The sequence below is a fragment of the Bacillus sp. AP50 genome (assembly GCF_040492675.1).
Taxonomy (GTDB): Bacteria; Bacillota; Bacilli; order Bacillales; family Bacillaceae_G; genus Bacillus_A; species Bacillus_A cereus.
On the sequence record NZ_JBEUTW010000013.1, the window covers coordinates 1 to 22,498 of the forward strand.

The following is a 22,498-nucleotide window of genomic DNA, read 5'->3' on the forward strand; positions in this document are numbered from 1 at the left end:
ATTGTAAATTACCTGAGTTTACTGTTACAGTACCTGGAACATCATACATCATGCGTATGAATCTACAAAATATGAGTATATTCCAAAACATTTTTCCCGATAAATAATATAGTAACTAATAAAAATAAAGTCCTTACATATCCAACACCTTTTTGAACCGCAAACTTCGATCCAAAATAAGCACCTAAGATCATTGATAATCCCATGATAATACCGTATTCAAAATGAATTATGTCTAAGAATAAAAAAGTAATTAAAGATACAATATTACTAACAAAGTTCAAAAGTTTTCCAGATGCTGCCGCTTGAATAAAATCCAAGCCAATTAATAAAAATGCAAAAATTAAAAACGACCCTGTCCCTGGTCCAAAAAACCCATCATAAAATCCTATCATTAAAATAGCAAAGAAAAATATTAATGTTTTTCTTTGCGTCATCTTCTTATAGGTAGACACACTTCCCCAATTCTTTTTTGCAATAATATAAATAGCAATAAATACCAACATTACAAGTACTAATGGGCGTAAAATATCCGATGGAATAAATTTTACTACTAAAGCACCTGCAACAGCTCCAACAATAGTTAACGGGATTAACTTTCCTACAATTTTAAAATCAACTTTTCCTGATCGAATGAAATACATCGCACTCGTAAACGTCCCCATTGTTGCCGCTAATTTATTCGTTGCAATTGCCGAAGCTGGCGATAGGCCAACAAACATAAGTGCAGGAAGCGAAATTAACCCTCCTCCTCCAACAACGGAATCAATAAAAGCTGCTAAAAAACCGAATGCAATTAATAAAATAATGACTTGAAAACTTAATTCTTCCATGAGCTTTACCCCTCACTCCTATTTTTTACAACATTTTAAATTATAACAAAATTACATAAGAAAAAAAGCTGTTCCATAGAGGAACAGCCTTCATATTTAATCTAAAATTTTCACAAGTGGTTCATCTTGTTTTGCTTCACGTATAATAATAGCTTCTGGGCGTTCTACAGATTTAATCGTTACTTGTACTTTCATATAATTCGGGAAGTATTCCATAACAAGCCCTGCCACATATTGTGTAAAACCAACTATTTCCGCTTTTCCATTAAACTGGACAGGAATATCAAGCTTCATTTCTCTTAATTCATCATCTCTATACATACCAGTACCAATAACAGCTGTATAGTCGCCTTGGAAATAATCGCTTAGTTTTGCCTTAAAGTTGGATACTCTTGCAAGATCTTCACGTTTATTATCTGTTTTCGCTTGCTCTGATGGGAACAAATAATATTTTTCATTAATTTGTTTCCAATCTTCAACCGTTTCACTACCTTTTTCGACATTTGCATAAGAAACAAAATTACCTGGCACGAGCGAAGACTTTGGAGCTTGGCGATAAATCGCAAATGTTATCGGAATATTTTTTGTTTCAGGTTCTTTTTGATGTATGACTTTCAAAATTTCTTGCGCCATTTTTTTCCCTTCAGCTAACATCTTTTCATCTGGGATTGCAGCTTCACGTGGGTAACCATGCTCTTCGTTAAAATATTGAACAGAATTCATCGCTAATCCAACTACCATACCAACACGTTCCTCGCCGTTATCGCCTTTTTTCACATAATAATCATGCTCTAAAATATTTGAAATATATATTGGATTTTTTTTATTTTTCACTTCTAGTGATTCGGATCCTGTTCCTAATGCAGGATTTAATCCTATATTTGGAAATTTAACTGCATCTTTTTTTAATTTTTCCTCTAGTTCCTTTTGTTCAGCATCTGTACGTTTTCTTTTAACAAGCATCTGTATAGTTTGAGTATCTAGAGCTTTTCCGCCTTTTAAAAAATTATCTTTCGTACTAAATGATTCTTTTGCAATTCGCATTAATCCTGTTTCAAATTCATCTATATCAAGGCGACTATTTAACCCTTGCACCACTAAACCACGTGCCTTTCCACCATCAAATGGAATAGTCGTCTTATAATATTCATCCGAAATAGCGTATTTTGGAACAACTGATTGTTCTTTTGCTTTCCCCGATTTCCCAGCCACTTTTTCATCTTTGTCGGCACCTGCACTACACCCACTTACAAGTAGGCCAAGGCTTAATACCGCTAATGCTATTTTTTTCATGGTAAGTTTGCACCTCTTACTTATTTAGCTCTTGTAAGAACCTCTCTTCATTCCAAACCTCAACATTATGTTTCTCCGCTTGTGCTAATTTCGAACCAGCTGCTTCACCTGCAACAACTAAATCCGTACTCTTACTAACACTTCCTGTTACTTTTCCACCTAATGCCTCAATCTTCTTCTTCGCTTCACTTCGTCCCATAACTTCTAGCTTACCTGTTAAAACAACCGTTTTTCCTGCGAAGTAAGATTCAACATTTTGTAAATCTGCAATTTTTATACCTTTGTATGTCATATTCACGCCATACTCTTTAAACTGCTGTAATAACTCTAATACATCTTCATTATCAAAATATGTCACAACAGATTGAGCCATTTTTTCGCCAATTTCATTAATTGCTTTTAGTTCTTCTTCCGTTGCTTTTACAAGCTCATCCATCGTTTCAAAGTGCTCTGCAAATGTACGTGCTGCTTTCGCTCCAACGTGGCGAATTCCAAGACCAAATAATAATCGCTCTAACGAGTTTTCTTTAGAATTTTCAATTGCTTGTATTAAGTTTGTTGCTGATTTTTCACCAAAACGTTCCAACTGTAATAATTGCTCTTTCGTCAATGCATATAAATCAGCAAATGTACGAATGTAATCTGCATCAAAGAGTTGTGTAATGACACGTTCTCCAAGTCCATCAATATTCATTGCATTTCTTGAAACGAAATGGATTAACCCTTCTCGAATTTGAGCCGGACAAGTCGGATTTATACATCGAAGTGCTACTTCTTCTTCTAAACGAACAAGTTCACTCTCACATGCTGGACAATGAGTTGGCATGCGGTATTCTTCTTCCTCACCAGTACGCTTATCAAAAATAACGTTCACAACTTCAGGAATAATATCTCCAGCCTTCTTCACAACAACGTAGTCACCAATTCGAATGTCTTTTTCACGAATTAAATCTTCGTTATGTAAAGAAGCACGACGAACAATCGTACCAGCAACTCTCACTGGCTCTAGTTCTGCAGTCGGTGTTACAACCCCTGTTCGGCCAACACTTAATTCAATGCCTGTTAATCTCGTTACAACTTCTTCAGCCGGAAATTTATAAGCAATCGCCCACCTTGGACTCTTCGCTGTAGTTCCTAGACTTTCTTGAAGAGCAACATCATCTACTTTTATAACGATTCCATCAATCTCATAATCAAGATGCGGACGTTTTTCTTGCCATTCTTCTACATAAGCTATAACTTCTTCAATTGTTTCACATGTACGGCGATTTGGATTTGTCTTAAATCCAAGTTCACCTAAGAAATCCAGCGATTCACTATGTGATGAAATTGTTTTTTCTTCTACATTCGCAAGACCATACACAAACATAGATAAGTTACGCTTCGCTGCAATTTTCGGATCAAGTTGACGTATTGAACCTGCTGCTGCATTACGCGGATTCGCAAATACATCTTCTCCATTTTGCTCTTTTTCTTCATTTAGTTTAACGAATGAACGCTTCGGCATATAAGCTTCGCCTCTTGCTTCTAACGTTACTTCTTCATTTAAACGAAGTGGGATAGCTTTAATCGTTTTTAAATTTTGAGTAATATCTTCACCCGTTACACCATCACCACGTGTCGCCCCTTGAATGAAGCGTCCTTTTTCATAATGAAGCGAAACGGCAAGCCCGTCAATTTTTAATTCACATATATATCTTACATTCGCACCATCAATTCCTTGACGTACTCTTCTGTCGAAATCACGTAAATCTCCTTCGTTAAATGCATTTCCTAAACTTAACATTGGTGACTTATGTGTTACTTTTTCAAATATATCAAGAACAGTCCCCCCAACGCGAACGGAGGGAGAATCTTCACTCATAAACTCTGGGTTCTCTGCTTCTAATTTTATAAGCTCCTGCATATTACGGTCATATTCCGCATCAGAAACAGAAGGATTGTCTAATACGTGATATTGATAGTTAAATGTATTTAACAAGTCACGTAATTCTTCTATACGTTTTTTTACTATCTCTTTTGACATATCCTCATTCCTTTCCTATTGTTTCGTCACAGGCGCAAATTTTGCTAACAAACGTTTAACACCAATTGGGCTTGGGAACGCAATATCTAATTCTTTTGCATCACCTTCACCTTTTACACTTACAACTGTACCGACTCCCCATTTTTGGTGGGAAGCTTTATCTCCTACTGCCCAGCCAATTTGTTCGCCGCCTGTCGTCTTAGCTGCAGGGCGCGCGAAAGCTGAACGAGAGCGTGTTGCTGTTGTGATTGTCGTTTTGCCGCTACTTGCCGTTCTGCCTTTTGTACCAAACGATGTTTCACGCTTCGGCGCTGTTTCATTTAATGATTCCACTAGTTCTGTCGGGATTTCTGTAATAAATCGAGACGCAGCGTTCATACTTGTTCTACCAAATAATGTACGCATTTGCGCGTTAGATAAATATAGCTCTTCTTCTGCACGAGTAATACCTACATAAGCAAGACGACGTTCTTCTTGCATTTCATCCTCTTCCATAAGAGAACGAGTATGAGGGAATATCCCTTCCTCTAAGCCAACAATAAAGACAACCGGGAACTCTAATCCTTTCGCCGAGTGCATCGTCATTAAAATAACTTCTTCACCAGCAGTTGGGTCTTCATCTACACGATCAATATCAGCAACAAGTGCTAAATCTGTTAAGAATGCAACAAGGCTCTTATCTTCGCTTTGAGATTCAAATGTTTGCGTAACAGATAAGAACTCGTCTAAGTTTTCTAAACGACCTTCCGCTTCTAAAGAACGTTCATTTTTCAACATATCGCGATAGCCTGTTTTTTCAATAACTTCTTCTACTAATTCTGTAACAGATAAATACTCTTGCATATTTACCCAGTTATTTAATAAATTCGCGAATTCTTTTACTGCCTTTGTAATTTTTGCACTTACTCCAACATGCTCAATCTCATCAAATACAGCAGTTAATGAAATTCCATTTTGCACACCGTAATTAATAATTTTATCGATAGAAGTCGCACCAATGCCACGCTTTGGCACATTTATAATACGTGCAAAACTAATTTCATCATCTGGATTACCGATTAAACGTAAGTACGCCAAAATATCTTTAATCTCTTTACGATCGTAGAACTTCGTACCCCCGACAATTTTATACGGAATGTTAGATTTAAGGAAAATCTCCTCGACCATACGAGACTGAGCATTCGTACGATATAGCACTGCAAAATCAGTATATTTTCGTTTCCCCATTTGAATATCGTCACGAATTTTTTTTGCAACAAAATACGCTTCGTCCTTTTCAGTTGCAGCACGATAATACGAGATTTTACTTCCAACTTGATTGTCTGTCCATAATTTCTTCGGCTTACGATTCGTATTTTTTTCAATAACAGCATTCGCTGCATTTAAAATATTTTGTGACGAACGATAGTTTTGTTCTAACAGAATTACTTGTGCATTCTCATAGTCTTTTTCGAATGACAAAATGTTAGAAATATCTGCACCACGCCAGCGATAAATAGACTGGTCAGAGTCACCCACAACACAAAGATTTTTAAAACGCGCTGCCAAATGTTTAACAAGAAGATATTGCGCTTTGTTCGTATCTTGATACTCATCAACATGAATATATTGGAACTTACGCTGATAAAACTCTAATACTTCTGGAACACGTTCAAATAGCTGAATCGTCGTCATAATTAAATCATCAAAGTCTAATGAATTATTTTTCAAAAGACGTTTTTGATACTCTGTGTATACATCGCTCGTTAATTTTTCATATGGATCAGCCATTGTAATTTTTTTTGCATATTTATCCGCAGATAACAGTTCATTTTTCGCATTACTAATACTCGCTAAAATAGAGCGCGGCTCAAATTTCTTCGGATCAACATTGCGCTCTTTCATAATTTTTTTGACTACAGTTAGCTGATCACCTGAATCTAAGATTGTAAAGTTACGATTAATACCAATACGATCGATATCGCGTCGTAAAATACGTACACACATAGAGTGGAACGTCGAAATCCAAATATCTTCTGCTTCTGGTCCCACAAGTGTATCAATACGCTCACGCATTTCACGAGCTGCTTTATTTGTGAAGGTAATAGCTAGTACATTCCATGGTGCTACACCTTTTTCACCAAGTAAATACGCAATACGATGTGTTAACACACGTGTCTTACCACTACCTGCACCTGCCATTAATAGAAGTGGTCCATTCGTTGTTTGTACTGCTTTTTGTTGCTGTGGATTTAAACCGTTTAATAACTTATCTGTCATACTCATATACGCCTGCACCTACTCTCCTTTTACTGCTTTAACTGTTTTTAACGCCGATTTTATATCATCATAAATAATATTTCCAACAACTACTGTATCAGCATATTGTGCCATTTCTTTCGCCTGTTCTGCATTAGAAATACCACCGCCATAATATAACTTAGCTTGTTTCAATTCTGCTTTTACATTTTTAACAAGTTCAACATCTCCATACGTACCGCTATATTCTAAATAAAATATCGGTAAACGTAATAGCTTGTCTGCTAAACGAGCATATGCAATAACGTCATCTTCTGTTAAATCACATTTCGCTTCTGTAAGCTGGGCTACTTTCGCTTCTGGATTTAAAACACAATACCCTTCCATAAAAATTTCGTCCCAGTCCATAATATCCCCAAATTCTTTCAATGCCTCATGATGAACACCTGTTACCCATTCTACTTTTCGGCTATTTAAAACACTTGGGATGTAATAAAAATCAAATCCTGGTGTAATTGCTTCTACATCAGAAACCTCTAATACACAAGGAACTGCATATCTACGAATGCTAACTAGCATGTGTAATACGTTATCAATTGTAACTCCATCACTTCCGCCTACAATAACCGCATCAGTTCCAGACTCACAAATCATTTCTAAATGTTCATCGCTTAACTCCTTATTTGGATCAAGCTTAAATACATGTTTCCATCCGGAAATATCGTACATGAAAACACCCTTCCTTTTCTCTAGTTATATATATTTCTGTTCAAAATAACAGTTTATTTTCATCATTATTGTTTTAACTTCATCTTAAATATTTGTTTAAAACGGAGAATTAAGTTTGGAATTACCTCTTCCATATTTTTTAAACTAGAGGATTTAATTTTGAAGTTCCTTTTATGCATTCTTTCATTATAACAAAAAAAGTTACTTACACACACGCACAATCCAACATCTTTTTCCACGTCAAATGTTGGATTACATATCCCAAAAATCAAACGGGATACTAATAAGAGAAATAGTATTATCTATTTCAACTTTCATAAAAAGGAGTGTTTTTCTAATGAAGCAAAATATCGGGACAATAAACGCTCTAATTCGAATTACACTTGGGCTCGTCCTCTTCGGATGTAGTGCAACTAAACTTGTACGCAAGCCGTGGTGCACTTGGTCTAACATTTTTCTATGGATTGGTGCAATGAAAGTTGCAGAAGGAATTGTTCGTTTCTGTCCTGTTGTTGAAATGTGGAAATTCGGAAAATACATGAATATGGGGGCATTTAAAATGCCTAGCATGAATTTTGGTGAAAAAGGACATGCTAAAGAAGAAGTGAATCAAACTTCCACTCATGACAAGCCAGAGTCAAAAGGAAGTTATGACGCTTCTGACAAAGAGATTGAGTCAGCGATTGAAGATATAATCCTGGCAAAACCGCTTTGAATCATTTGTCACGATGCAAGATGCTCTCAAAGGGACTTAGCTGCTGCAGTGGGCGGTTAAGTCTTCTTTATTTTACCATAAAACAGAACGTATATTCTCTTTTTGAACCTTAAAATGTATATAAAAGATATCAACCAATAAAATTCAGAAAATTAGATGCATACCTCTTGCTTAAAATGATATAAAAGTGATATCATTTTTATATCAGGAGGCGATCATATGAAAGAAAAACAAGTATTTTATGTAAATGGTTTTCTCGGTATTATTGGAATTTTGATTTTAGCTGCTATCGGTGTATTTTTCCTTGCACAAGAAATTTTCATAGGAGCGGCACTAACTATTATATTAGCCGCAGTTCTCGCTACAGGTATCGGTATTGTTCAACCGAATCAAGCGAAGGTTATTACGTTCTTCGGTAATTATTTAGGCACAATTCGTCAAAACGGTTTATTTTTAACGATTCCGTTCGCATTCCGTCAAACTGTATCTTTACGTGTTGAAAACTTTAACAGTAAAAAATTAAAAGTAAATGACGTTGATGGAAATCCAATTGAAATTGCAGCTGTTATCGTATATAAAGTTGTTGATTCTGCAAAAGCAATGTTTGGTGTTGAACATTATGATCGATTTGTAGAAATTCAAAGCGAAACGGCAATCCGCCATGTTGCAACAAAATATCCTTATGACAATTTCCAAGATGAAACCTGCGTTACGTTACGCGGAAATACTGAAGAAATCTCTGAAGAATTAAAACGTGAGTTAGAGGCGCGTCTTGAAATTGCTGGTGTAGAAGTATTAGAAACTCGTTTAACGCACTTAGCTTACGCAACAGAAATTGCCCATGCAATGCTACAACGCCAGCAAGCAAAAGCAGTATTAGCTGCTAGAAAAGAAATTGTTGAAGGTGCTGTGAAGATGGCGAAAGATTCCATCCATATGTTAGATGAAGAAGGCGTACTAGAACTCGATGACGAGCGTAAAGCAAATATGGTAAACAACTTATTAGTTGCCATCGTTTCAGATAAAGGTGCGCAGCCAGTTATTAATACAGGAAGCCTATACTAAGGGCTATAAGTAATTATGGCTAAAAAGAAAAGCTTTCCATTACGTATTGATCCTGAATTACACGCAGTCATCGAAAAATGGGCAAATGATGAATTTCGTAGCGTCAATGCACACATCGAGTATTTACTTCGAGAAATGGCAAAGCAAAAAGGGAAATTAAAAAAAGATAAAGATGCATAAAAAATCCCGCTGATTCCTCAGCGGGATTTTTACATATTAACTTTTCATCATCTCATGCCCAATTGCACGATATCCTATATCACTTCGATAAAATAGACCATCACTCTCAATTTTACCGATTTCTTTATATACTTTATCTTTTGCTTCTTGTAAACTATTTGCCTTACAAGCAACAAATAATACACGGCCACCGTTCGTTACAAAGTCCCCATGTTTCATTGCTGTACCTGCATGGAAAACAATCACATCTTGCAGTGCATCTAGTCCGCTAATAATATCACCTTTTTTATATGCTTCTGGATATCCTTTAGAAGCAAGTACAACACCGATTACCGCTTCTTCTGACCATTGTAACGTTAGTTCACTTTCATCTAATACAGCGTTACATACATCAACTAAATCGTTTTCTAATCGAGGTAATACAACTTCTGTTTCAGGATCACCGAAGCGTGCATTAAATTCAATTACCTTCGGACCATCATTTGTTAAAATAAGACCTGCGTATAAAATACCTGTAAACGAACGGTTTTCTTCAATCATCGCCTTAGCAGTTGGATGCAATACGGTTTGAATCGCTTCTTGAACTGCTGATTCTGGAATTTGTGGTACTGGAGAATATGCACCCATTCCACCCGTATTTGGACCTTTATCACCATCAAAAGCTCTTTTATGATCTTGGGCGATTACCATTGGATGTACAGTTGTTCCATTCACGAATGCCATTAATGAAAATTCTTGTCCATCTAAAAACTCTTCAATAACAACCTTCTTACTTGCCGCGCCGAATTTCACATCTTGCAGCATTTCTTTCACAGCTTGTAATGCCTCTTCAAGCGTCATCGCTACCGTTACACCTTTACCAGCAGCTAGGCCGTCAGCTTTAATAACGATTGGTGCACCAACTTTTTGAATGTACTGTACTGCTTCTTCATAATCTGTAAAAGTTTCGTACGCCGCAGTTGGAATATCATACTTTTTCATAAGCTCTTTTGTAAAAGCTTTACTACCTTCAATAACAGCAGCCGCTTTATTCGGACCAAATACGCGAAGTCCCTCTTCTTTAAAACGATCAACAATTCCATTCATAAGCGGAATTTCTGGTCCAACGAAAGTTAACTCAACATTATTCTCTTTTGCAAATAAAACTAATGCATCAAAATCATTTTCATCAATATCAACTGGTGTTGCAACATCTCTCATACCTTCATTACCTGGTGCTACATATACCTTTTCTACTTTTTCAGATTGTGCAAACTTCCAAGCTAAAGCATGCTCACGCCCACCGCGGCCAATTACTAAAACATTCATATTTCATCCCCCAATAATTAAATAAGTACAAACTAGAAGCTATGCTCCTAGTTTGCTTTTTCATATCAATAAAAGGTTATCTCGACCAGACTTTTTAAACATCCTCTATTAGTGTTTGAAATGACGTACGCCAGTGAACACCATAGCAATCCCATAAGTATCTGCCACTTTAATAGAATCTTCATCACGGATTGATCCGCCCGGTTGAATGATTGCTGTAATTCCTGCTTTTGCTGCTTCTTCTAATGTATCTGGCATTGGGAAGAAAGCATCAGATGCAAGCGCGCTACCTTGTGCTTTTTCACCAGCTTGTGTAATTGCGATTTTTGCAGAACCTACACGGTTCATCTGTCCCGCACCGACACCAATTGTCATGTCATCTTTCGCTAAAACAATTGCGTTTGATTTCACATGTTTTACAACTTTCCAAGCTAGTTTTAAATCTTTCCATTCTTGCTCTGAAGGTTCACGTTTCGTTGGAATTGAAATTGTACTTTCATCTAATGATAACGTATCTTCCTCTTGAACGAGAAGTCCACCTTGTACAGAAGTTAGTTTTTTGCTTGCACTTGTCGCTTTTTCAATATTTATAGTTAATAAACGTAAGTTCTTCTTACTTTGCAACACTTCTAAAGCTTCTTGCGAGAACGAAGGTGCGATAACAATTTCTAAGAAAATTTCATGTAACTTTTCTGCTGTAGCTTTATCAATTTCACGATTTGCTGCAATAATACCGCCGAAGATTGATACTGGATCTGCTTCATAAGCACGAGTATATGCTTCGTGAATATTAGTTCCTACTCCAACACCACATGGATTCATATGCTTTACTGCTACTACTGCTGGTTCTGTAAATTCTTTTACGATGCTAAGCGCTGCGTCTGCATCATTAATATTGTTATACGATAATTCCTTACCGTGTAATTGTTCTGCGTATGCAACAGAAGACGTTGCTGCGAATGGCGCTTTATAGAAAGTTGCTTTTTGATGTGGGTTCTCGCCATAGCGTAAGTCTTGCTTTTTCTCAAATGTCACAGTTAATGTTTCTGGACTTTCTTCACCCATTTGCTCTGTTAAGTAGTTAGAAATTAACGCATCATACGCTGCTGTATGACGGAATACTTTCGCTGCTAGTTTACGTTTTGTTTCCTCTGCTACTTCACCGTTCTCTTTCAGTTCTGCTAACACAATATCATAATCTACTGGATCTACAATTACCGATACGAATTTATGATTTTTCGCAGCAGAGCGAATCATTGTTGGGCCACCGATATCAATATTTTCAATTGCATCAGCAAATGTTACATCAGGCTTAGCGATTGTTTCTTTAAATGGGTATAAGTTAACAACAACAAAGTCAATTGGCTCTATACCTAACTCATTCATTTGTGTTACATGTGTTTCATTATCACGAACTGCTAATAGACCACCATGAATATTTGGATGTAATGTTTTCACACGGCCATCCATAATTTCAGGGAAACCAGTTACTTCAGAAATGCCGATTACTTGTAAGCCATTTTCTTCTAGTAACTTTTTCGTACCACCTGTTGAAATAACTTCAATCCCTTGTTCTAGTAACCCTTTAACAAATTCTACTACTCCTGTTTTATCTGAAACACTTACTAATGCACGCTTTTTCATTTATCCTTCACCCCTGGTTGTATGTTAGTTAACAGTTGATTCTTTCACAGACTGAACAATTTGATTCACTGTATTTACGTATAATTTATGTTCAACTTGTTGAATTTTCTTTTGTAAGCTTTCTCTCGTATCCCCTTCAGAAACAACCACTGCTTCTTGTGCAATAATTGGCCCTGTATCCATACCTGCATCTACATAATGAATTGTTACTCCAGTTACTTTCACACCTGCTTCTAACGCTTGACCGACAGCATCTTTACCCGGAAAGCTCGGTAGTAATGATGGATGAATATTAATAATCTTCCCGCCGTATGCTTCTAGTAACGTCGGCCCGATTAAACGCATATATCCAGCTAAAATAACATAATCAATTTCATATTCTTCTAGCTTCTTTAATATCTCTTTTTCAAACGCTTCTTTTGACTCATATGCTTTCGCTGAAAAAGCAAAACACGGAATATGATGATAATTTGCCCGTCCAACAGCTCGTGCTTCTGGTTTATCACATACTAATAAACTAATTTCTGCATCCAATCTTTTTTCTTCTACCGCATTAACGAGAGATTGAAAGTTAGATCCACTTCCAGAAGCAAAAACTGCTAATCTACTCATAGTGCTGTGCCCCCATTAAAAGTAACGCCAGCTCCTTGTATAGTACGTCCAATAATACGAGCCATTTCTCCTTGCTCTTCAAGAAGACGAACAACATCTTTTGCATCTTCTTCCTTCACTGCTACTACCATACCAATACCCATGTTAAAAATATTGAACATTTCTTTCTCTTCCAGTTTTCCAACTTCTTGAAGCAAACTAAAGATCGGCTGAATTTCCCAAGATCCTAGTTCAATCTCAGCACCGATTCCTTCTGGCAACATGCGTGGAATATTTTCAATAAATCCACCACCTGTAATATGCGCCATACCGTATACTTCATGTTTCTTCAATAGTTCTAAAATAGGTTTGACATAAATTTTCGTTGGTTTTAATAATTCTTCACCAAGAGGTAGTTCTAAGCGGCCATAAATACGCTCTAAAGATAGTTCCCCATCTTCTAATAACACTTTTCGTACTAAAGAGTAACCATTGCTATGAATACCGCTAGATGCTAAGCCAATTAGCACGTGACCAGCTTCAATCTTTTCACCTGTTACAATTTTCTTTTTATCAACAATCCCAACTGTAAAACCAGCTAAATCATATTCTTCCGTAGAATACATTCCTGGCATTTCAGCTGTTTCTCCACCGATTAATGCACAACCAGCTTGGCGACAGCCCTCTGATATACCTTTGACGATGTTTTCAATTTTACTAGGTTCAGCTTTACCACAAGCAATATAATCAAGGAAGAAAAGCGGCTCTGCTCCTTGGACAACAATATCATTTACACACATTGCTACTGCATCAATACCAATTGTGTCATGTTTATCTGCCATAAAAGCGAGCATCAATTTCGTTCCCACGCCATCTGTTCCAGATACTAATACAGGTTCTTCTAATGCAAATTTTGATAGATCAAACATACCTCCAAAACCGCCTAAACCGCCTAGTACTTCTTTTCTCATAGTTGTTTGTACGTGTTTTTTCATGCGAGATACCGCTTCATATCCAGCTTCAATATCTACTCCTGCTTGCTTATATGCATTCGCCATCGTTATTTACACCTCGTCTTTTAATTTCTCCCCATCCAGGGCGGGCTATTTTAAGAAAGGATCTAGCTCCTACATCAAAAGAAGTAGAAGCTTTTCTCACTTTTCTTATTTCATGCTTTCTAAAAGCTCTTGCTCATAATCATAAAGAGCTGTTGGATAGTCCCCATTAAAGTAAGCCATGCATAGGCCGCCATATTTCCCTTCATATGGACGTCCAATTGCATCTACTAATCCATCTTCACTTAAAAATGTTAAAGAATCTGCTCCGATCATTTCACGGATTTCTTCTACTGTATGATTTGCTGCAATTAATTCTTTTCTCGTTTGAATATCAATGCCATAGAAACATGGATATTTCAGAGGTGGTGAAGCAATTCTTACGTGAACTTCTGTCGCTCCAGCCTCACGAAGCATACGAACAATTCGTTTACTTGTCGTTCCTCTTACGATAGAGTCATCAATCATAACAACTCGTTTCCCTTCAACTACACCTCTTACTGCGGAAAGCTTCATCTTAACCCCTTGCTCGCGCAGTTCTTGAGAAGGTTGAATAAACGTACGTCCAACGTAACGATTTTTAATTAATCCTAACTCATATGGAATACCTGTCGCCTCCGCATAGCCAATCGCAGCTGAAATACTAGAGTCTGGTACACCAGTAACAACATCTGCTTCAATAGGAGCTTCTGCCGCTAAACGTTTCCCCATATTCTTACGTGCTGCATGAACATTAACGCCTGCAATATTAGAATCTGGTCGTGCAAAGTAAATATATTCCATACTACAAATTGCATGTTCTACATCGTTTGTGAAACGATCTACGTGAATTCCTTCATCATTAATGATAAGTAATTCACCCGGTTCTACATCACGAATGTATGTTGCACCTACTACATCAAAAGCACATGTTTCTGACGCTACAACGTAAGCATCCCCCATCTTTCCAATTGAAAGCGGACGGAACCCATTCGGATCTAATGCAACGATCATTTCATTTCCAGTTAGTAAAAGATACGCAAACGCACCTTTCACTTTATTTAAAGCCTCTTTTACACTTTCAATTAAAGAATCTTTCGTGCTACGTTTAATAAGATGTAAAAGTACTTCTGTATCTGAACTAGTTTGAAAAATACTGCCCTCTGCTTCTAATTCACGACGAAGCATTTTTGCGTTAATTAAATTTCCGTTATGAGCTAACGCCATACTATGATCGGAAAAACGGAACAACAATGGTTGAACGTTAGCAACTTCACTTCCACCAGCTGTTGCATATCGTACATGTCCGATTGCTGATTTTCCATTTAATCCTTCTAGCTCACCTCTTGAAAACACTTCTGATATTAAACCTAACCCCTTGTGACCGACGATTTTTTCCCCATTATTTACGACAATGCCTGCGCCTTCTTGCCCACGGTGCTGTAAACTGTGCAATCCGTAGTATGAAACTTGTGCTGCATTTTCATGCCCCCAAATTCCGAAAACGCCACATTCTTCGTTTAACCCCTTTATTTCAGCAAGCATGGGATTGCCCCTTTCCAAGCCTTTCTCATTTCATCTACATTTGCTGTAAGTAATACTTCATTTTCTTCATTATGAATTGTTACTTCATTTGTACTTGTTACTTCTCCAACTTGGATTGCTTCTACTGCTTTCTCAAACGCCTCTTTATTTTCACGTTTTACAGTTATCACGAAGCGAGACTGTGATTCAGCGAATAATGCTGCTGTTGCTTCTCCATCTAATTTCACAGTAGCACCTAAGCCTTTAGCACCAATTGCACTTTCTGAAATCGCAACTGCTAAACCACCTTCAGCAACATCATGTGCAGATTGAACAAGACCAGCTTGAATTGCTTCTAATACTTGTTTTTGGCGTTTTAATTCTACATCTAAATCGATACTTGGTGATTGACCGAAAATTTTGCCGTGAATCATTTTCTGTAATTCACTTCCGCCAAACTCAGCTTTCGTCTCACCAATTACATACACTAAATCACCAGCTTGCTTAAACTCTTGTGTTGTTACATGTTTTAAGTCATGCACAAGTCCGACCATCCCAACAGTTGGTGTTGGATATACAGCTTCACCACTACGCTCGTTATACATCGATACGTTTCCGCCGATAACTGGTGTTTGTAATGTGCGACAAGCTTCACTCATACCGTCTACTGATTTCTCAATCTGCCAGAAGATTTCTGGTTTTTCTGGGTTACCGAAGTTTAAGCAATCTGTAATTGCAAGTGGCTCTCCGCCAGAACATACGATATTACGCGCTGCCTCTGCTACTGCAATTTTACCGCCCATCTCTGGGTCTAGATAAATGTAGCGAGAGTTACAATCTGTCGTCATTGCTAATCCTTTTTCTGTACCGCGTACACGTACAACTGCAGCATCTGAACCTGGCGTAACAACTGTGCTTGTGCGAACTTGGTAATCGTATTGATCGTATACCCACTCTTTACTTGCAATTGTTGGTTGCTGTAATAAAGCGAATAACGTTTCTTTATAATTTTCTACTTTTGGCGTTTCCATTTTCATTGCTTGGAATTCAGCAAAGTATGCTGCTTCTTTTGATGGCTTATGATAAATTGGTGCTTCTTCTGCTAAAGCATCTGCTGGAACTTCAGCTACCTTTTCACCTTTATGGAATAAACGAAGCATTTTATCTTCTGTTACTTTCCCCATCGTAACCGCTGCAAGACCATACTTCTCAAATAAATCTACTATTTCTTGTTCTCTACCTTTTTTCACGACAATTAACATACGCTCTTGTGATTCAGATAGCATCATTTCATATGGTGTCATTCCTGTTTCACGCTGTGGTACATCATCTAAGTACATTTCAATACCCATTCCTGCTTTACTTGCCATTTCTGCAGATGATGATGTTAAACCAGCCGCACCCATATCTTGAATTCCAACAAGTGCATCGGATTGAATTAATTCTAAACACGCTTCAATAAGAAGCTTTTCCATAAATGGATCCCCTACTTGAACCGCTGGACGTTTCGCTTCTGAGCTTTCAGATAGTTCTTCCGACGCGAATGTTGCACCGTGAATACCGTCACGACCAGTTGATGCTCCTACGTACATTACTGTGTTACCAGCACCGTGCGCTTGCCCTTTTTTAATGTCTTCGTGGTTAATCAAACCTACGCACATTGCATTTACAAGTGGATTTCCTTCATAACATGGATCAAATTGTACTTCGCCGCCAACAGTCGGAATACCGATGCAGTTACCGTATCCTGCAATTCCTGCTACTACTTCTTCGAATAAATATTTCACACGTGGTGACTGTAATTCACCGAAACGAAGTGAGTTTAATAGAGCTACCGGGCGTGCTCCCATAGAGAATACGTCACGAATAATACCACCAACACCTGTTGCAGCTCCTTGATATGGTTCAATAGCTGAAGGATGGTTATGACTTTCCATTTTAAATACAACTGCTTGATTATCACCGATATCTACAATTCCAGCACCTTCTCCAGGTCCTTGCAGAACGCGCTCACCTGTAGTTGGAAACTTACGAAGAACTGGTTTCGAATTTTTATAACTACAATGTTCAGACCACATTACAGAGAATAACCCTGTTTCTGTATAATTTGGCAGACGACCTAAAATCTTTTCAACCATGGCAAACTCTTCGTCTGTTAGCCCCATTTCCGCATATATACGCTCTTCTTTAATTTGTGTTGGATTTGGTTCAAGCATTAACGACATATGTTTCCCTCCACTGTTTTAAGATAGATTGAAAGACTTTTAACCCTTCAGCACCGCCAAGTAATTCATCTACAGCACGCTCTGGATGTGGCATCATACCAAGTACATTTCCTTTTTCATTTACAATACCAGCAATATCTGAAACGCTACCGTTAGGGTTTTCTACGTAACGGAATGCGATTTGATTGTTCTCTTCTAATTGTTTAAGCGTCGCTTCATCACAATAGTAATTCCCCTCACCATGCGCGATTGGAATATTAATTACTTCATCTTTTCCATATTGTGATGTAAACATCGTTTCATTATTTTCAACACGCAACTGAACAGTGCGACACATAAATTTTAAGTTTTCGTTTCTCATTAACGCTCCTGGTAGTAATCCTGATTCAACAAGAATCTGGAATCCATTACATACACCTAAAATCGGCTTTCCTTGCTCAGCAGCTTTTTGCACTGCTTTCATTGCATTAGCAAAGCGAGAGATAGCACCGCAGCGTAAGTAGTCACCATAAGAAAATCCACCTGGTAGTAGAATTGCATCATATTCATCTAGATTCTCTGTATCGTGCCAAACGTAATCTACTTCTTCGCCAAGCTCATCTTTAATTGCATGGAACATATCGACATCACAGTTCGAACCCGGAAATACTATTACGGCAAATTTCACTGTGCGACAACCTCCTCAACTTCATAACGGAAGTCTTCCATTACAACGTTCGCTAATAGTTTTTCACACATTTCCTTTACCTTGCTATCTAAATCAGATACAGATTTATCAATTGTTAGTTCCATGTACTTTCCGATTCGAACATCTTGTACTTCTGTGAATGAAAGACTATGAAGTGCTCCTTTTACTGCTGTTCCTTGTGGATCTAATACGCTTTCTCTTAATGTTACATATACCTTAACTTTATACATGTGAAATTCCCCCTAAACGTTTTAAAATCTCTTCATAAGCATCTGTTAAATTTCCAAGATCGCGACGGAATACGTCTTTATCAAACTTTTCATTGCTCGTTTCATCCCATAAACGGCAAGTATCCGGTGAAATTTCATCCGCTAAAATGATTTCTCCTTCTTCCGTTACACCAAACTCTAATTTGAAATCTACTAATCTTACACGACAGCTTGCGAAATGATCAATCAACACTTGATTGATTTGTAGAGCCATATCTCGTAATACACTTACTTGCTCTGGTGATGCAACGTTTAATACACGAATATGATCTTCCGTTACAAGCGGATCTCCTAAATCATCATCTTTGAAGTAAAATTCTACGATTGGTTCTGCAAGTACAGTTCCCTCTTCCATTCCTAATCGTTTTGAAAGACTTCCTGCAATTACATTTCTTGTGACAACTTCTAAAGGAATAATACTCACTTTTTTAACAAGTTGTTCTGTTTCAGATAACTTCTCAACAAAATGTGTTTTAATTCCCACTTCTTGTAACTTTCTGAACAATAAAGTTGTAATTTCATTGTTCAAACGACCTTTTCCTGTAATCGTCTCTTTTTTCTCCCCATTGAAAGCAGTCGCACTATCTTTGTACTCTACCCAAACCATATCTGCTGATTCTGTACGATAAATTCTTTTTGCCTTACCTTCATACAGCAATTCTAGCTTTTGCATTTCGCAAGCCCCCTGTAGTTTGAAAAATGTGAATAATGTTTTTATAAAGAATGGCACAGAATGACTCTATTCTGTGCCATATGAAATTTTACGCTTCGTTTAATCCAAGGCGTTCAAAGATTGTATCAACGTGTTGCATATGATGCTCATAGTTGAAGCATTCATTAATTTCTTCTTGTGTTAACTTGCTTGTAATACGCTCATCAGCTTCTACAAGCTCTTTAAATTGTACTTGTGTTTCCCAGGCTTCCATCGCTTTAGGCTGTACGATATCATAAGCTTCTTCACGTACCATACCTTTGTCGATTAGTGTAAGCATTACGCGCTGAGAATAAATTAAGCCGTATGTTCTTGTCATATTGCGTTTCATATTCTCTGGGTATACAGTTAAGTTTTTAACGATATTACCAAAGCGATTTAACATGTAATTTAATGCGATTGTAGCATCTGGTAAAATTACACGTTCTGCCGAAGAGTGAGAAATGTCACGCTCATGCCATAATGGAACATTTTCGTAAGCTGTCATCATATAACCGCGGATAACACGCGCTAAACCAGTCATATTTTCAGAACCAATTGGATTACGTTTATGTGGCATTGCAGAAGAACCTTTTTGACCTTTTGCGAAAGCTTCTTCAACTTCACGTGTTTCACTCTTTTGTAAACCACGAATCTCAACTGCCATCTTTTCGATAGATGTTGCAATTAGTGCAAGTGTTGACATGTAGTGTGCGTGACGATCACGTTGCAATGTTTGTGTTGAAATTGGTGCTGCTTCTAATCCTAAGTTTTCACAAACATATTTTTCTACGAATGGATCGATATTTGCATATGTACCAACCGCACCAGATAGTTTACCAACACGAACTGTATCAGCAGCTTGTTTGAAACGCTCTACGTTACGTTTCATTTCTTCATACCAAAGACCAAGTTTTAAACCAAATGTTGTTGGTTCTGCATGAACACCATGTGTTCTTCCCATCATGATTGTGTATTTATGCTCTTTCGCTTTGTTAGCTAAAATGCTTACAAAGTTCTCTAAGTCTTTTAATATAATTTCATTCGCTTGTTTTAAGATGTAAGATAATGCTGTATCTACTACGTCTGTAGATGTTAAACCGTAATGAACCCATTTACGTTCCTCACCTAATGCTGGCGTTTCTGATACAGCACGAGTGAATGCAACTACGTCATGACGTGTTTCTTTTTCAATTTCATAAATACGATCAATATCAAATGATGCATGCTCACGAATTTTCTTAACATCTTCTTTTGGAATATCGCCAAGCTCAGCCCATGCTTCACAAGCTAAAATCTCAACTTCTAACCATGCTTTAAATTTGTTCTCTTCCGTCCAAATTGCACCCATTTCTGGGCGTGTATAACGACTAATCATCTTTTTCCCTCCAACAGTTGTTCTTGATGGTCCCAAATATGCAAACTCTTCGCTTTTTCTAGAGCGACTTCAATATTATCATTTAAAATATTAACATGCCCCATTTTTCGCTGTGCTTTTGCTTCTTCTTTTCCATACAAGTGTAAATAGCACCCGGTTAATCTATTCACTTGTCTTAGGACCCCTTCTATATGTTCGCCTAAAATGTTTACCATGACAACTGGTTTTAACAAATTTGTTTCTCCTAGAGGTAAATTACAGATTGCTCGAATATGTTGACCAAATTGACTCGTCTCACATGCATCCTGTGTATAGTGTCCTGAATTGTGAGGTCTTGGCGCTAATTCATTAATATAAATCTCACCATTATCTGTAGCAAACATCTCTACAGCTAGTGTTCCCACAAGTTCTAATTCATCCGCAAGTACCTTTGCATAAGCAATTGCTTTTTGAGAAAGCTCTTCTGTAATGCGAGCTGGAACGATAGATTCATGTAAAATGTTATTTACATGAATATTTTCTGCTACTGGAAACACTTTTGTTTCACCACTTACACTACGAATCACAATAACTGATACTTCTTTTTCAAAAGGCACCCATTTCTCTAAAATACATTCTGCTTTATCCACAAGATTTCTTGCTGTCTCAACATCAGCTTCACTTCTTAAAACAACTTGTCCTTTCCCATCATATCCACCTGTCGTCGTTTTTAAGACGGAAGGGAATGATAACTCAGCAATTGCTTCTGTAAGCTGATCTTGATTTTGAACTAATCTATACGTTGCTACTGGTAACCCAGCCTTCTCAATCGCATTCTTTTCTGTAAAACGATTTTGCGTTGTATTTAACAACTGACTACCTTGTGGTAAGTACGCATGTTTTTCAAGCCATTGTAAACATCTATAATCAATATTCTCAAATTCATATGTGACAACATCACTTATCTCTGCTAAATGCTGAATTGCTTTTAAATCATCATATGGTGCAACAATTTCAATATCAGCAACTTGTGCACATGGTGAATGCTTTGTAGGATCTAAAACAGCAATTTTATATCCCATTTCCTTAGCTGCCAATGCCATCATTCTTCCTAGCTGGCCGCCTCCAATAATACCGATTGTTTTTCCAGGTAAAATGATCCTCGTCATACTAGCTCACTACCTTCACGCACATCTTTTTCAATCGCTTCTCGTCTCAATTCTAATGCATCATGTATATCATCATGGAATGATCCAAGTATTTGTGCGGCAAGTAATCCAGCATTCGTTGAACCGGCTTTACCAATTGCAACAGTTGCAACTGGAACACCTCCTGGCATTTGGACGATGGATAATAATGAATCTAAGCCGTTTAATGCTTTTGATTGAACTGGAACTCCAATTACAGGAAGATTTGTCTTCGCTGCAACCATTCCTGGTAAATGTGCTGCTCCACCAGCTCCAGCAATAATAACTTTCAATCCACGTTCACGAGCCGTCTCTGCATATTCAAACATATAATCCGGAGTCCGATGAGCGGATACAACTTTTTTCTCATACGGTATATTTAATTCATCTAAAATGTCACAAGCATATTTCATTGTTTCCCAGTCTGACGTGCTTCCCATTATGACTCCAACTAGTGATTTCATATTAGAATCCCCCCGATTCAAATAAAAAAAGCCTGAAATAGAACAGTTTCTCTTTTACTATGAGAGAAAGCGCTCTACTCAGGCATACGTATCCCTTGTGAATAGAAAAATACCGAGTGACTTTCCCTCATAGTCTAACGAATAACGGTCGTTAGGTAGAGACTTGCAGGCCATATCCCCGCGATTATATGAGGTCTTATATTATTGTTTCTATGGTTATATTAACAATATTTCATAAACAATGTCAATAAATAATCGAATGTTTTTTTATTAGTAGTCAATAACGTTCGTGTTTTAGTTATATTCAAAAGAAGAATTGCAACTATATGCAAGAAGAAAAGGGAATTAGAATATATATTTCTAGAGATCTATTTTACGTATAATCGTTTAAATGGCACTTCAGTATGTTTTAAATCAATATATATACACTCTTGTAT

The 22,498-nt window shown here is 37.3% G+C and carries 20 protein-coding genes and 1 riboswitch; of the genes, 3 read left to right on the forward strand and 17 right to left on the reverse strand.

From position 1 onward, the window contains the following. Nucleotides 1-62 precede the first annotated feature (62 nt). The 5 genes from ABWK52_RS01830 to ABWK52_RS01850 form a co-directional block, all read right to left on the reverse strand. Nucleotides 63-833, reverse strand: coding sequence for a TSUP family transporter (locus ABWK52_RS01830; RefSeq protein WP_353771868.1), 771 nt, complete (start codon nucleotides 831-833; stop codon nucleotides 63-65). Nucleotides 834-929: 96 nt separating this feature from the next. Continuing rightward, nucleotides 930-2,126 (reverse strand): CamS family sex pheromone protein, encoded by a 1,197-nt coding sequence (locus ABWK52_RS01835; protein WP_000717034.1) that lies wholly within the window; start codon nucleotides 2,124-2,126, stop codon nucleotides 930-932. 16 nt (nucleotides 2,127-2,142) lie between these two features. Beyond that, entirely contained in the window at nucleotides 2,143-4,152 is a 2,010-nt protein-coding gene (gene ligA, locus ABWK52_RS01840) for an NAD-dependent DNA ligase LigA (protein WP_000031613.1), read from the reverse strand. Nucleotides 4,153-4,167: 15 nt separating this feature from the next. Then, on the reverse strand, nucleotides 4,168-6,417 hold the full coding sequence (gene pcrA / locus ABWK52_RS01845) for a DNA helicase PcrA (RefSeq protein WP_141537408.1): 2,250 nt from the start codon (nucleotides 6,415-6,417) through the stop codon (nucleotides 4,168-4,170). A 12-nt stretch (nucleotides 6,418-6,429) separates the two neighbouring features. Continuing rightward, nucleotides 6,430-7,119, reverse strand: coding sequence for a heptaprenylglyceryl phosphate synthase (locus tag ABWK52_RS01850; RefSeq protein WP_000272102.1), 690 nt, complete (start codon nucleotides 7,117-7,119; stop codon nucleotides 6,430-6,432). Nucleotides 7,120-7,456: 337 nt separating this feature from the next. Here ABWK52_RS01850 and ABWK52_RS01855 point away from each other — a divergent pair, with 337 nt between their 5' ends. From ABWK52_RS01855 to ABWK52_RS01865, 3 genes are all read left to right on the forward strand, one after another. Further along, entirely contained in the window at nucleotides 7,457-7,834 is a 378-nt protein-coding gene (locus ABWK52_RS01855) for a YgaP family membrane protein (protein ID WP_000812348.1), read from the forward strand. Nucleotides 7,835-8,053: 219 nt separating this feature from the next. After that, nucleotides 8,054-8,899: an SPFH domain-containing protein gene (locus ABWK52_RS01860; RefSeq protein WP_000660669.1), complete on the forward strand. Its 846-nt coding sequence runs from the start codon at nucleotides 8,054-8,056 to the stop codon at nucleotides 8,897-8,899. 15 nt (nucleotides 8,900-8,914) lie between these two features. Continuing rightward, nucleotides 8,915-9,079, forward strand: coding sequence for a toxin-antitoxin system HicB family antitoxin (locus ABWK52_RS01865; protein WP_001085171.1), 165 nt, complete (start codon nucleotides 8,915-8,917; stop codon nucleotides 9,077-9,079). Between the two features lie 36 nt (nucleotides 9,080-9,115). Here the strand turns inward: ABWK52_RS01865 and purD are convergent, their stop codons facing one another. From purD to purE, 12 genes are all read right to left on the reverse strand, one after another. Beyond that, the gene (purD, locus tag ABWK52_RS01870; protein WP_098542168.1) at nucleotides 9,116-10,387 is read right to left on the reverse strand and encodes a phosphoribosylamine--glycine ligase; all 1,272 of its coding nucleotides are present in this window, start codon (nucleotides 10,385-10,387) and stop codon (nucleotides 9,116-9,118) included. A gap of 108 nt (nucleotides 10,388-10,495) precedes the next feature. Next, nucleotides 10,496-12,031 (reverse strand): bifunctional phosphoribosylaminoimidazolecarboxamide formyltransferase/IMP cyclohydrolase, encoded by a 1,536-nt coding sequence (purH, locus tag ABWK52_RS01875; RefSeq protein WP_000745434.1) that lies wholly within the window; start codon nucleotides 12,029-12,031, stop codon nucleotides 10,496-10,498. A 24-nt stretch (nucleotides 12,032-12,055) separates the two neighbouring features. After that, nucleotides 12,056-12,643, reverse strand: coding sequence for a phosphoribosylglycinamide formyltransferase (purN, locus tag ABWK52_RS01880; RefSeq protein WP_000088589.1), 588 nt, complete (start codon nucleotides 12,641-12,643; stop codon nucleotides 12,056-12,058). Continuing rightward, nucleotides 12,640-13,680, reverse strand: a complete 1,041-nt coding sequence (purM, locus tag ABWK52_RS01885) for a phosphoribosylformylglycinamidine cyclo-ligase (RefSeq protein WP_001262439.1) — start codon at nucleotides 13,678-13,680, stop codon at nucleotides 12,640-12,642. The genes purN and purM overlap by 4 nt, the downstream gene beginning before the upstream one ends. A 105-nt stretch (nucleotides 13,681-13,785) precedes the next feature. Then, nucleotides 13,786-15,201 carry an amidophosphoribosyltransferase gene (gene purF / locus ABWK52_RS01890; protein ID WP_000879025.1) on the reverse strand — a complete coding sequence of 472 codons (1,416 nt, stop codon included), beginning with the start codon at nucleotides 15,199-15,201 and terminating at the stop codon, nucleotides 13,786-13,788. Continuing rightward, nucleotides 15,186-17,405, reverse strand: a complete 2,220-nt coding sequence (gene purL / locus ABWK52_RS01895; protein WP_000055562.1) for a phosphoribosylformylglycinamidine synthase II — start codon at nucleotides 17,403-17,405, stop codon at nucleotides 15,186-15,188. Before purL ends, purF begins: the two co-directional genes overlap by 16 nt. Then, nucleotides 17,389-18,072, reverse strand: a complete 684-nt coding sequence (gene purQ, locus ABWK52_RS01900) for a phosphoribosylformylglycinamidine synthase subunit PurQ (RefSeq protein ID WP_000666787.1) — start codon at nucleotides 18,070-18,072, stop codon at nucleotides 17,389-17,391. The genes purL and purQ overlap by 17 nt, the downstream gene beginning before the upstream one ends. Continuing rightward, nucleotides 18,069-18,323: a phosphoribosylformylglycinamidine synthase subunit PurS gene (gene purS / locus ABWK52_RS01905; RefSeq protein ID WP_000278823.1), complete on the reverse strand. Its 255-nt coding sequence runs from the start codon at nucleotides 18,321-18,323 to the stop codon at nucleotides 18,069-18,071. The genes purQ and purS overlap by 4 nt, the downstream gene beginning before the upstream one ends. After that, nucleotides 18,316-19,035: a phosphoribosylaminoimidazolesuccinocarboxamide synthase gene (gene purC, locus ABWK52_RS01910; protein WP_001170544.1), complete on the reverse strand. Its 720-nt coding sequence runs from the start codon at nucleotides 19,033-19,035 to the stop codon at nucleotides 18,316-18,318. The genes purS and purC overlap by 8 nt, the downstream gene beginning before the upstream one ends. Before the next feature lie 88 nt (nucleotides 19,036-19,123). Continuing rightward, on the reverse strand, nucleotides 19,124-20,431 hold the full coding sequence (gene purB / locus ABWK52_RS01915; protein ID WP_000625682.1) for an adenylosuccinate lyase: 1,308 nt from the start codon (nucleotides 20,429-20,431) through the stop codon (nucleotides 19,124-19,126). After that, the gene (gene purK, locus ABWK52_RS01920; protein WP_000196770.1) at nucleotides 20,428-21,579 is read right to left on the reverse strand and encodes a 5-(carboxyamino)imidazole ribonucleotide synthase; all 1,152 of its coding nucleotides are present in this window, start codon (nucleotides 21,577-21,579) and stop codon (nucleotides 20,428-20,430) included. Before purK ends, purB begins: the two co-directional genes overlap by 4 nt. Beyond that, nucleotides 21,576-22,061, reverse strand: a complete 486-nt coding sequence (gene purE / locus ABWK52_RS01925) for a 5-(carboxyamino)imidazole ribonucleotide mutase (RefSeq protein ID WP_000839367.1) — start codon at nucleotides 22,059-22,061, stop codon at nucleotides 21,576-21,578. The genes purK and purE overlap by 4 nt, the downstream gene beginning before the upstream one ends. A gap of 110 nt (nucleotides 22,062-22,171) precedes the next feature. Continuing rightward, nucleotides 22,172-22,273: riboswitch (purine riboswitch) on the reverse strand. Nucleotides 22,274-22,498 lie beyond the last annotated feature (225 nt).

Excerpts from the sequence above, each read along its gene's own strand:
- ABWK52_RS01830 (WP_353771868.1), bottom strand. The coding sequence starts at position 833 with ATGGAAGAATTAAGTTTTCAAGTCATTATTTTATTAATTGCATTCGGT.
- ABWK52_RS01835 (WP_000717034.1), bottom strand. The coding sequence starts at position 2,126 with ATGAAAAAAATAGCATTAGCGGTATTAAGCCTTGGCCTACTTGTAAGT.
- ligA (WP_000031613.1), bottom strand. The coding sequence starts at position 4,152 with ATGTCAAAAGAGATAGTAAAAAAACGTATAGAAGAATTACGTGACTTG.
- pcrA (WP_141537408.1), bottom strand. The coding sequence starts at position 6,417 with ATGAGTATGACAGATAAGTTATTAAACGGTTTAAATCCACAGCAACAA.
- ABWK52_RS01850 (WP_000272102.1), bottom strand. The coding sequence starts at position 7,119 with ATGTACGATATTTCCGGATGGAAACATGTATTTAAGCTTGATCCAAAT.
- ABWK52_RS01855 (WP_000812348.1), top strand. The coding sequence starts at position 7,457 with ATGAAGCAAAATATCGGGACAATAAACGCTCTAATTCGAATTACACTT.
- ABWK52_RS01860 (WP_000660669.1), top strand. The coding sequence starts at position 8,054 with ATGAAAGAAAAACAAGTATTTTATGTAAATGGTTTTCTCGGTATTATT.
- ABWK52_RS01865 (WP_001085171.1), top strand. The coding sequence starts at position 8,915 with ATGGCTAAAAAGAAAAGCTTTCCATTACGTATTGATCCTGAATTACAC.
- purD (WP_098542168.1), bottom strand. The coding sequence starts at position 10,387 with ATGAATGTTTTAGTAATTGGCCGCGGTGGGCGTGAGCATGCTTTAGCT.
- purH (WP_000745434.1), bottom strand. The coding sequence starts at position 12,031 with ATGAAAAAGCGTGCATTAGTAAGTGTTTCAGATAAAACAGGAGTAGTA.
- purN (WP_000088589.1), bottom strand. The coding sequence starts at position 12,643 with ATGAGTAGATTAGCAGTTTTTGCTTCTGGAAGTGGATCTAACTTTCAA.
- purM (WP_001262439.1), bottom strand. The coding sequence starts at position 13,680 with ATGGCGAATGCATATAAGCAAGCAGGAGTAGATATTGAAGCTGGATAT.
- purF (WP_000879025.1), bottom strand. The coding sequence starts at position 15,201 with ATGCTTGCTGAAATAAAGGGGTTAAACGAAGAATGTGGCGTTTTCGGA.
- purL (WP_000055562.1), bottom strand. The coding sequence starts at position 17,405 with ATGTCGTTAATGCTTGAACCAAATCCAACACAAATTAAAGAAGAGCGT.
- purS (WP_000278823.1), bottom strand. The coding sequence starts at position 18,323 with ATGTATAAAGTTAAGGTATATGTAACATTAAGAGAAAGCGTATTAGAT.
- purC (WP_001170544.1), bottom strand. The coding sequence starts at position 19,035 with ATGCAAAAGCTAGAATTGCTGTATGAAGGTAAGGCAAAAAGAATTTAT.
- purB (WP_000625682.1), bottom strand. The coding sequence starts at position 20,431 with ATGATTAGTCGTTATACACGCCCAGAAATGGGTGCAATTTGGACGGAA.
- purK (WP_000196770.1), bottom strand. The coding sequence starts at position 21,579 with ATGACGAGGATCATTTTACCTGGAAAAACAATCGGTATTATTGGAGGC.
- purE (WP_000839367.1), bottom strand. The coding sequence starts at position 22,061 with ATGAAATCACTAGTTGGAGTCATAATGGGAAGCACGTCAGACTGGGAA.